Raw genomic sequence first — 9,448 nt, 5'->3', positions numbered from 1 at the left:
GGTCACTTGGGGGTGACCACCTTGTAGTTCTTGGGGACCTGGGCGTCGGCGGGCACGGGCGGCCCGCGGCGCGCCCCACCCGGCAGCCACCGCAGACGGCCACCGGGCCGCCCCGGTGAAGGCGGCGGACAGCGGAACGGTGGGGCCGGGCTCGGCGGCGGTACGCCGGACGCGGCCGTCGACACCGGACGCGGAGGCGTGGCCGCCGTCCAGGCCGGGCGACCTCCCCTCGATCACCCGGGCGTACGGAGCACGGGCGGCCCGCGGCGCGCCCCACCCGGCAGCCACCGCAGACGGCCACCGGGCCGCCCCGGTGACCCCGGCGGACAGCGGAACGGTGGGGCCGGGCTCGGCGTCGGCGGTCAGGACGCGGACGCGGTCGGTTCGGGGGCCAGGGGTGCCGGTCATGTACCGATCCTGTCCCGCTCTCCTGAGGGAACCCTGTGTTCACCCTGAGGGTCGGTGATGACCTGCGGTGGCCGGTGCGGCCGGTCATGGCGGAGGGCCGCACCCCCGGCTTCCGGGGATGCGGCCCTCGACGGCCGTGCGGTGGTCGCCTACTTGCGGATCAGGCTGCGCAGCACGTACTGCATGATGCCGCCGTTGCGGTAGTAGTCGGCCTCACCAGGGGTGTCGATGCGGACGACCGCGTCGAACTCGACGCCCGTGTCGGTGGTGACCTTCACCGTGCGGGGCGTGGTGCCCTCGTTGAGCTCGGTGACGCCGGAGAAGGAGAAGGTCTCCTCGCCGGTCAGGCCGAGGGACTCGGCGGAGGCACCCTCCGGGAACTGGAGCGGGAGGACGCCCATGCCGATGAGGTTCGAGCGGTGGATGCGCTCGTACGACTCGGCGATGACGGCCTTGACGCCGAGCAGCGCGGTGCCCTTGGCCGCCCAGTCGCGGGACGAGCCGGAGCCGTACTCCTTGCCGGCCAGGACGACCAGCGGGATGCCCTGCTCGATGTAGTTGCGGGAGGCGTCGTAGATGAACGACACCGGCCCGCCGTCCTGGGTGAAGTCGCGGGTGTAGCCGCCCTCGGTGCCCGGCGCGATCTGGTTGCGCAGGCGGATGTTGGCGAACGTACCGCGGATCATGACCTCGTGGTTGCCTCGGCGGGAGCCGTAGGAGTTGAAGTCGCGGCGCTCGACGCCGTGCTCCGTGAGGTACTGGCCGGCCGGGGTGTCGGCCTTGATGGCGCCGGCCGGGGAGATGTGGTCGGTGGTGACCGAGTCGCCCAGCTTGGCCAGGACGCGGGCGCCGGAGATGTCGGAGACCGGCTCCGGGTCCATGCCCATGCCCTCGAAGTACGGGGGCTTGCGGACGTACGTCGACTCGGCGTCCCACTCGAAGGTGTTGCCGGTCGGGATCGGCAGCGCCTGCCACTGGGCGTCGCCCGCGAAGACGTCCTGGTAGGACTTGTTGAACATGTCCTCGCCGATGGCGTTCGCCACGACGTCGTTGACCTCGGCCTCGGAGGGCCAGATGTCCTTCAGGTAGACCGGGTTGCCGTCCTGGTCGGTGCCGAGGGCGTCCCGCGTGATGTCCACCTTCATGGAGCCCGCGAGGGCGTACGCGACGACCAGCGGCGGGGAGGCCAGGTAGTTCATCTTGACGTCGGGGTTGATACGGCCCTCGAAGTTCCGGTTGCCGGAGAGGACCGAGGTGACCGCGAGGTCGTGGTCGTTGACGGCCTTGGAGACCTCCTCCGGCAGCGGGCCGGAGTTGCCGATGCAGGTGGTGCAGCCGTAGCCGACGAGGTTGAAGCCGACCTTGTCGAGGTACGGGGTCAGGCCCGCCTTGTCGAAGTAGTCGGTGACGACCTTGGAACCCGGCGCGAGGGTGGTCTTGACCCACGGCTTGCGGGTCAGGCCCTTCTCGACCGCCTTCTTCGCCACCAGCGCGGCGGCGACCATGACGTACGGGTTGGAGGTGTTGGTGCAGGAGGTGATGGCCGCGACGGTCACCGCACCGTGGTCCAGGGTGTAGGTCGTGCCGTCGGGGGCGGTGACCTGGACCGGGTTGGACGGGGCGCCGTTCGGGGCGACGGCCGGGGCGTCGGAGGCCGGGAAGGACTCGACACCCGCCTCGTCCACGGAGTCGACGTAGTTGCGCACATCCGTCGTGAACTGCTCGGCGGCGTTCGCGAGGACGATGCGGTCCTGCGGGCGCTTCGGGCCGGCGATGGACGGGACGACCGTGGAGAGGTCCAGCTCGAGCTTCTCGGAGAAGTCCGGCTCGGCCTTCGGGTCCAGCCAGAGGCCCTGCTCCTTGGCGTAGGCCTCGACGAGCGCGACCTGCTGCTCGGAGCGGCCGGTCAGGCGCAGGTAGTTGATGGTCTCGTCGTCGATCGGGAAGATCGCGGCGGTGGAGCCGAACTCGGGCGACATGTTGCCGATGGTGGCGCGGTTGGCCAGGGAGGTGGCGGCGACGCCCTCGCCGTAGAACTCCACGAACTTGCCGACGACGCCGTGCTTGCGCAGCATCTCGGTGATGGTGAGCACCAGGTCGGTGGCGGTGGTGCCGGTGGGCAGCTCACCGGTCAGCTTGAAGCCGACGACGCGCGGGATGAGCATGGAGACCGGCTGGCCGAGCATGGCGGCCTCGGCCTCGATGCCGCCGACGCCCCAGCCGAGCACGCCGAGGCCGTTGACCATGGTGGTGTGCGAGTCGGTGCCGACCAGGGTGTCGGGGTAGGCCTGGCCGCCGCGGACCATGACGGTGCGGGCCAGGTGCTCGATGTTCACCTGGTGGACGATGCCGGTGCCGGGCGGGACGACCTTGAACTCGTCGAAGGCGGTCTGGCCCCAGCGCAGGAACTGGTAGCGCTCCTTGTTGCGGCCGTACTCCAGCTCGACGTTCTGCTTGAAGGCGTCGTTGGTGCCGAACTTGTCGGCGATCACCGAGTGGTCGATGACCAGCTCGGCCGGGGCCAGCGGGTTGATCTTCGCCGGGTCGCCGCCGAGCTCCTTGACGGCCTCGCGCATGGTGGCGAGGTCCACGACACAGGGCACGCCGGTGAAGTCCTGCATGATCACGCGGGCCGGCGTGAACTGGATCTCCTGGCTGGGCTGCGCCTGGGAGTCCCAGTTGCCGAGGGCGCGGATGTGGTCGGCGGTGATGTTCGCGCCGTCCTCCGTGCGGAGCAGGTTCTCCAGCAGGACCTTGAGGCTGTACGGCAGCCGGGCCGAGCCCTCCACCTTGTCCAGCCGGAAGATCTCGTACGACTCGTCGCCCACCTGCAGCGTGCTGCGGGCGTCGAAGCTGTTCGCCGACACGACAGTCTCCTTCATTGATGTGCGCGTACCACCGTCAATCCTGCCGCCACGCCGACTCGGCCGATCCAGTAAGGTAAGGCTAAGTAAGGCTTCCCTTACCGAGTGGCGGCTGCGGTGCGCCCGGGCAGATATCTCGATGTCGAGATAACTCTAGTACATGGGGCCCGGATGGTCATGCCCGGACCACCCCGCTGTCCGCCGTCATCCAATCGAGGCGTGTGACAGCGAACCCAGTCGCTCCGCCTTCCTTGCCGGCGAACAGCGGCACCGGTCCCGTTGACGGCCGGCGCGGATGCGGCGGGTGACCGGCTTGAGACGCTCCCTGCCCTGTTCCATCTCCTCTGACTGCGCGAGTTGGCCGCCGACGGGCCGGCGTTCGCGCCGCAGGGGCCGTCCACCGTGGTGGGCCTGGCCGACGGATGTGTTCGGCGACGGAGGCCGGGAGGGGACGGCGGTTGCCGGGAGCGCGGCAGCGGGTGGCGGACACCCTCCGTCGACACGCCGGCATCCGCCACCCATCGACACGCCGGGACCGGGTATCCGAGTTGAGCGGTACTCAGCCAGAGGACCGACGAGCCCAGCGACCGACGACCCCAGAGGGAGGCGGACATGCCGCTCACGTTCCGCAAGAGTTTCCGGATCCTGCCCGGCGTGCGACTGAACATCAACAAGCACTCCTGGTCCCTCACGACCGGCAGCAAGAACGGCCCGCACCACACGCACAGCAGTACCGGACGTAGTACGACATCGGTTGATTTGCCTGGGCCGTTCGGGTGGCGCCGCACCCGTAGCCGCAGGAAGCGTTGACGGGGCATCACCCGAACGGACCACCCTGGCAGGCGCCATCTCATATCTGAGATAGCCTCAACCCCATGGCAGACGATTACCTCGTACGCATCGGCAAGCTCATCCGTGACGCCCGGCAACACCGAGGCTGGACACAGGCACAGCTCGCGGAGGCGCTCGGCACCAGCCAGAGCGCCGTCAATCGCATCGAGCGCGGCAACCAGAACATCAGCCTTGAGATGATCGCCCGAATCGGTGAAGCCCTGGACAGCGAGATCGTGTCGCTGGGGTACGCGGGTCCGATGCATCTGCGCGTGGTCGGCGGCCGCCGGCTCTCCGGCGCCATCGACGTCAAGACCAGCAAGAACGCCTGCGTGGCCCTGCTGTGCGCCGCACTGCTCAACAAGGGGCGCACCGTGCTGCGCCGGGTGGCGCGCATCGAGGAGGTGTACCGCCTGCTGGAGGTGCTCAACTCCATCGGGGTGCGCAGCCGCTGGATCAACGACGGCGTGGACCTGGAGCTGGTCCCGCCGGCCGAGCTGGACATCGCGGCGATCGACGCCGAGGCGGCGGTCCGCACGCGGTCCATCATCATGTTCTTCGGCCCGCTGCTGCACCGCATGGACGGCTTCAAGCTGCCCTACGCCGGCGGCTGCGACCTGGGCACGCGGACCATCGAACCGCACATGATCGCGCTGCGCCGGTTCGGGCTGGACATCGCGGCGACCGAGGGCCAGTACCACGCGCGGGTCGACCGCGCGATCCGCCCGGACCGGCCGATCGTGCTGACCGAGCGCGGGGACACCGTCACCGAGAACGCGCTGCTGGCCGCCGCCCGGCACGACGGCGTCACGGTCATCCGCAACGCGTCCTCCAACTACATGGTCCAGGACCTCTGCTTCTTCCTGGAGGCCCTGGGCGTCAGGGTCGAGGGCATCGGCACCACCACGCTCACCGTGCACGGCGTGCCGGACATCGACATCGACGTGGACTACTCCCCCTCCGAGGACCCGGTCGAGGCGATGAGCCTGCTGGCCGCCGCCGTGGTCACCGAGTCGGAACTGACGGTGCGCCGGGTGCCGATCGAGTTCCTGGAGATCGAGCTGGCCGTGCTGGAGGAGATGGGCCTCGACCACGACCGCAGCGCGGAGTACGTCGCCGACAACGGCCGTACCCGCCTGGTCGACCTCACCGTCCGGCCCTCCAAGCTGGAGGCGCCCATCGACAAGATCCACCCGATGCCCTTCCCCGGCCTGAACATCGACAACGTCCCGTTCTTCGCGGCGATCGCGGCGGTCGCCCAGGGCAAGACGCTGATCCACGACTGGGTCTACGACAACCGCGCGATCTACCTCACCGACCTCAACCGCCTCGGCGGGCGGCTGCAGTTGCTCGACCCGCACCGCGTCCTGGTCGAGGGCCCGACCCGCTGGCGCGCCGCCGAGATGATGTGCCCGCCCGCACTGCGCCCCGCCGTGGTCGTACTGCTGGCGATGATGGCGGCCGAGGGCACGTCGGTGCTGCGCAACGTGTACGTCATCAACCGGGGTTACGAGGACCTCGCCGAACGCCTGAACTCGATCGGGGCGCAGATCGAGATCTTCCGGGACATTTGATGCGGATGCCGCCGTACCCCTTCTGACCTGCTGTTTAGCGGGTCAGTGAGTGGTACGGCGGCATCTCTGGGACTTCTCTGGGACGTTGGTCCTGCGGCCGGGCTGCGAGCCACGCTCCACAGGCTCTGCCGAGGACCGCAGCTACGCGAAGATCGCGTCGATGGCGGCGCTCTCTCGTGCGCCGGCGCGGGGCAGGAAGTGGGAGTACTTCCGCTGCGTGAACCCGGGGTCGGAGTGCCCCAGCCGGCGTGCCAGGGAGACGATCGATTCGCCAGCCTCCAGTTCCTCAGAGGCGTAGAAGTGGCGCAGGGCGTGGAAGCCGTGCTCCCGGGACGGCTCCCACACACGAGCGCCGTCGGTGCTGCCCTCGTCCAGCGGAGCGATAGCGCCCGCCGTGGCCAGAGCGGGCTTCCACACGTAGGAGTTGAAGTGGTTCCGGTTGATGGCCTTCCGCTCGCGTCCCGTCACCAGGAGGCTGTAGGTCCTCGGCCGCCGGTGTTTGGCCTCCACCGGCGTCTCGGCAGGAGTCGGGTCGTCCCAGGGCAGCGTGACCGGGACCGGCGCGAAGTGCTCCATGTGCTGCCGGATGGCCCGGGCCACGCTGGGCGGCAACGGCACGTCCCGGACCTTGCGCCCCTTGGGAAGCGTCAAACACAGCTTCGCACCATCTTGGCCTGCCGCCGGACATGCACGACTTCCTTCTCGAAGTCAACGTCGTCCGCTGAGAGCCCGAGCGCCTCCCCCTGCCGGAGCCCGAGACCTGCTCCGATCACGAGGAGGAGCCGGTAGCGATCCGGCAGGGCCTCCCGTACGGCCAGCACCCGTTCCGGGGGCCACGCCTCAACCCTGCCGGGGGTCGCGGGCGGAGGCCCGACCGTGCTGGACCGACACGGGTTACGTCCGAGGCGACGGTCCTCGACGGCAGCCTGCGTTCATGATCACGGTGGCCGTACCCCTGCCCGCACCCGCCCCACGACGCTCCTGACCAGCGCCGACACCGGAACTACAGCTGCCGTGACTGATCGCTGAATCAGCGTAGGTCGGTATTGGCCTGCAGCCGGCGGGGCGAATCCCAAGCTGTCGTCGGCGACTGCACCAGCGTCTGCGCGCCACGAACGGGCCGCCCCGCCCCGCTGGCTCTCGCCGAACAAGCGCAAGTAGAAGGCGGCCGAGTGCGCACACAGCATGTGGAGCACCGAGTTCCGGATGAATCACGGGTGCCCGGTCTGCGACTCCGGCCGGGACGGCCTCGTCCAGTCGGTGAGCTCGTCTCCCAGTATGCGTACCCCAAGCCCAGCACGAGCGTCTGCGCGTCTGTCGTCACCATAAGCGTCATGCAAACGACAAGACCAGACGCAATTTTTGGTTCTACGAAACCTCAAGCGGCCAGCTAAGGCCGGATGCAATGGGGAGGCGCCGGGTGCGTGGACGCTGTCACGGAAAGCGTTTCAGCTTAGCAAAACTACATCGAAGCGCGCGTTTCATCACCAGTGCTCTGGATACGCTCGTCCAGCTCTTTGGCAAATTCCATCCACGTCTCTGCGTACTGTCTCGCGAGATCGGCTATCAAGTCCCCACAATGCGACGGCACTGCCGCAGCGAGCTTGGACCATTCCTGGTCCCCGATGGCGTTCAACTGGAGCACCCTGAGTAGGTGGCGCCCCTCCTCCTTGTGGCGCAGGGACGGGTCGCGCAGCAACTTGTCGACCAGGGGGACAGGGTCCGGCTGAAGGAGCCGCACTTTCCGCGCAGCACGCCGGGTACCACCCTGAACCGACTCGCTGGAACCGACGCTACTGGCTTCAGTATCGGGTTCAGGTCGTTCATGCTCCGCTACCGGAGATTCCCCAGCCATGATTCGCTTACGAACATCGCTCACGGTCGCCGGCGAGATGCCTGCGCCGCGTGCCACTTCACGCAGCGAGGCCTTCGGGTTCTCCGCGATCAGCTCGGCAGCTCGCATCCTGCCTTCCGTGCTGCTCAAGGGGCGAACCCTCCCGTCCCGGCCAATGCGCGCGCTCAGCTGTGTCCCCTCAGAGACCGAGCTTCGCCGCAGGACCGCCACCGCCTTGGCGCCCAGCCCCGCGGCACGCGCAATTGCCCGGTCGGACATCTCGGGATGTGACGCGATAATCCGCACCGCTGCGGCTCGACGGTCCTCCTTCGACAGTGGAAGCCCATGCGTCACATTCGCTTCGACCGCCCGCAGGAATGCCTCCGCAGGAGTACCATCGAATAATTCCGCTTCAATCGCCTCCTGACCTTTCAAGAAGGCGGCCATGAGGCGATGCATCCCGTCGATGACACGCAAGCTGTGCCGGTCCACAAGAATGGGCGGGAGTGGAACATCAAGCTCAACCAACCGGGTGACGTGATTCGCATCCTGCCCGGCCAGCCGCGGAGACTCGCCAGGCAAAAGCGATGCGATCGGAATGGATACCACCTCCCCTGCACGTACCTCAGCAGGAATTACCGATCGAGCTGCGGAGATCGACCCCACTTCTCTATCCGAAGGCACGATGTCGGCAATATTGCGATTCAAACCCATCTCCCCCTTTGACAAAAAATTCGAATCCCTTTGCCATAAGAAACTCCCGGTATAGATCACCACTCTTTCCGGTACATTCACACGAGGTCGCACGAGTGCCAATCGGGGCATTACGGCAAGGTCCCTGTGCGGGACGCCGGCACCCCTGTCCAGCACCCCACGTCCGCCCCACCCCACAGCGGGCCGGGACCCTCGCGCCCTCGTCAGCGGTTGACACCGGAACGGTCGGCACACCCGACGACCACACCAGCTCAACCTCCGCGCCTCCGAAAGCGCTTTCGAACGCACATCTATGTTCACCTTTCACTGCAGAGCTGTCGAGGTTTCCTACCTGTGAACCGACGACGTTCAACTGCGGCGCTGCATCGGTTGAACGGGCGACGCAGCGCGCACGCTCCCGGTCCGGGGCCAGACCCTCCAGAGTGCCAGTACAGCCGCACTCAACGGTCACCTCAGTGACTCCTCAAGAGCGCCGGAATCGATAACCCCTACTCAGGGATGCCCTCCAGGGACACACAGCCATCCACGCCACCAACTTCCACATACCGCGCACTTGAAGGGGCATGAAAGCAGCCGGCTCACCCGGCTCTGCGACGCAGGGCTTCGGCGTAGTCGCATGACGTCCGGTTCGTGATCATCCGAGGCCGAGGAATGCGAGGGGGCGGAGAGGGTCGCGGGCGTTGCGGCGAAGGCCGGCCGCGATGTTCTTTACTCCGGCCGTGCGGAGGACTCCGATGGCGAGGTTGCGCAAGGTGGCCATCACGCGGGGTGCGTTGCCGGTCCGCAGCTGGGAGGCGTCCTCGGCGAAGGTGGTGTCGCGGACATGGTGCAGGGCCTCGATCTTCCAGTGGTCGCGGACGAGTTGGGCGAGCTGGGCCGCGGTGGCCTGCTCGGCGGTCAGGCTGGTGACGGCGTAGACCGTCTTGACGGTGGTCCTGCCGGTCTTGCGGTCGGTGCGGCGGCGCTTGATCTGGACGGCCTGCCGGGCTCCGGGGAAGAGGAGACTGCTCACGGTGGCGACCTTGATCCGGCGGATCTCCGAGCGGCCGTGGCCGATGCCCCGGGCGCGTCCCTGAAGCGGAATGTCTTGCCAGGGAAGGGACTTGAGCTGCCGGCGCAGCTTCTTCCTAGAGTCAACCGCGCGGCGCGGTGCCCTCGGTGGGGTCGTTTCCGCGCGGCTGCTCCCCGAACCGGACGTGCGGGCTTTCCCCGCATCCGGCTCT

6 protein-coding genes and 1 pseudogene are annotated in these 9,448 nt (G+C 68.0%); 2 read left to right on the top strand and 5 right to left on the bottom strand.

Going from position 1 to position 9,448, the window contains the following annotated elements; genetic code table 11:
• Positions 1-408: pseudogene (locus ABZX30_RS37035) on the bottom strand (hypothetical protein); the annotation flags it as partial.
• A gap of 149 nt (positions 409-557) precedes the next feature.
• Entirely contained in the window at positions 558-3,275 is a 2,718-nt protein-coding gene (acnA, locus tag ABZX30_RS37030; protein ID WP_355942547.1) for an aconitate hydratase AcnA, read from the bottom strand.
• A 609-nt stretch (positions 3,276-3,884) separates the two neighbouring features.
• Here acnA and ABZX30_RS37025 point away from each other — a divergent pair.
• Together ABZX30_RS37025 and ABZX30_RS37020 are read left to right on the top strand one after the other, a co-directional pair.
• Positions 3,885-4,082, top strand: coding sequence for a DUF4236 domain-containing protein (locus ABZX30_RS37025; RefSeq protein WP_355942545.1), 198 nt, complete (start codon positions 3,885-3,887; stop codon positions 4,080-4,082).
• Positions 4,083-4,147: 65 nt separating this feature from the next.
• Entirely contained in the window at positions 4,148-5,677 is a 1,530-nt protein-coding gene (locus ABZX30_RS37020) for a UDP-N-acetylglucosamine 1-carboxyvinyltransferase (RefSeq protein ID WP_355942542.1), read from the top strand.
• A 141-nt stretch (positions 5,678-5,818) separates the two neighbouring features.
• Here ABZX30_RS37020 and ABZX30_RS37015 read toward each other — a convergent pair whose 3' ends face one another.
• The 3 genes from ABZX30_RS37015 to ABZX30_RS37005 form a co-directional block, all read right to left on the bottom strand.
• Complete coding sequence (locus ABZX30_RS37015; protein ID WP_355942539.1) at positions 5,819-6,328, bottom strand: integrase; 510 nt, start codon at positions 6,326-6,328, stop codon at positions 5,819-5,821.
• An 811-nt stretch (positions 6,329-7,139) separates the two neighbouring features.
• A complete protein-coding gene (locus ABZX30_RS37010; protein ID WP_355942536.1) occupies positions 7,140-8,288 on the bottom strand; it encodes a ParB/RepB/Spo0J family partition protein in 1,149 nt (382 codons plus the stop codon).
• Positions 8,289-8,859: 571 nt separating this feature from the next.
• A complete protein-coding gene (locus ABZX30_RS37005; RefSeq protein WP_355942550.1) occupies positions 8,860-9,282 on the bottom strand; it encodes an ISAs1 family transposase in 423 nt (140 codons plus the stop codon).
• Positions 9,283-9,448 lie beyond the last annotated feature (166 nt).

Origin of the sequence: Streptomyces sp. NPDC004542 (assembly GCF_040610035.1) — a bacterium.
In the GTDB taxonomy this organism is placed as follows: domain Bacteria; phylum Actinomycetota; class Actinomycetes; order Streptomycetales; family Streptomycetaceae; genus Streptomyces.
This window is presented reverse-complemented; position numbering and strand designations above follow the sequence as displayed.

Excerpts from the sequence above, each read along its gene's own strand:
- ABZX30_RS37020 (WP_355942542.1), top strand. The coding sequence starts at position 4,148 with ATGGCAGACGATTACCTCGTACGCATCGGCAAGCTCATCCGTGACGCC.
- ABZX30_RS37025 (WP_355942545.1), top strand. The coding sequence starts at position 3,885 with ATGCCGCTCACGTTCCGCAAGAGTTTCCGGATCCTGCCCGGCGTGCGA.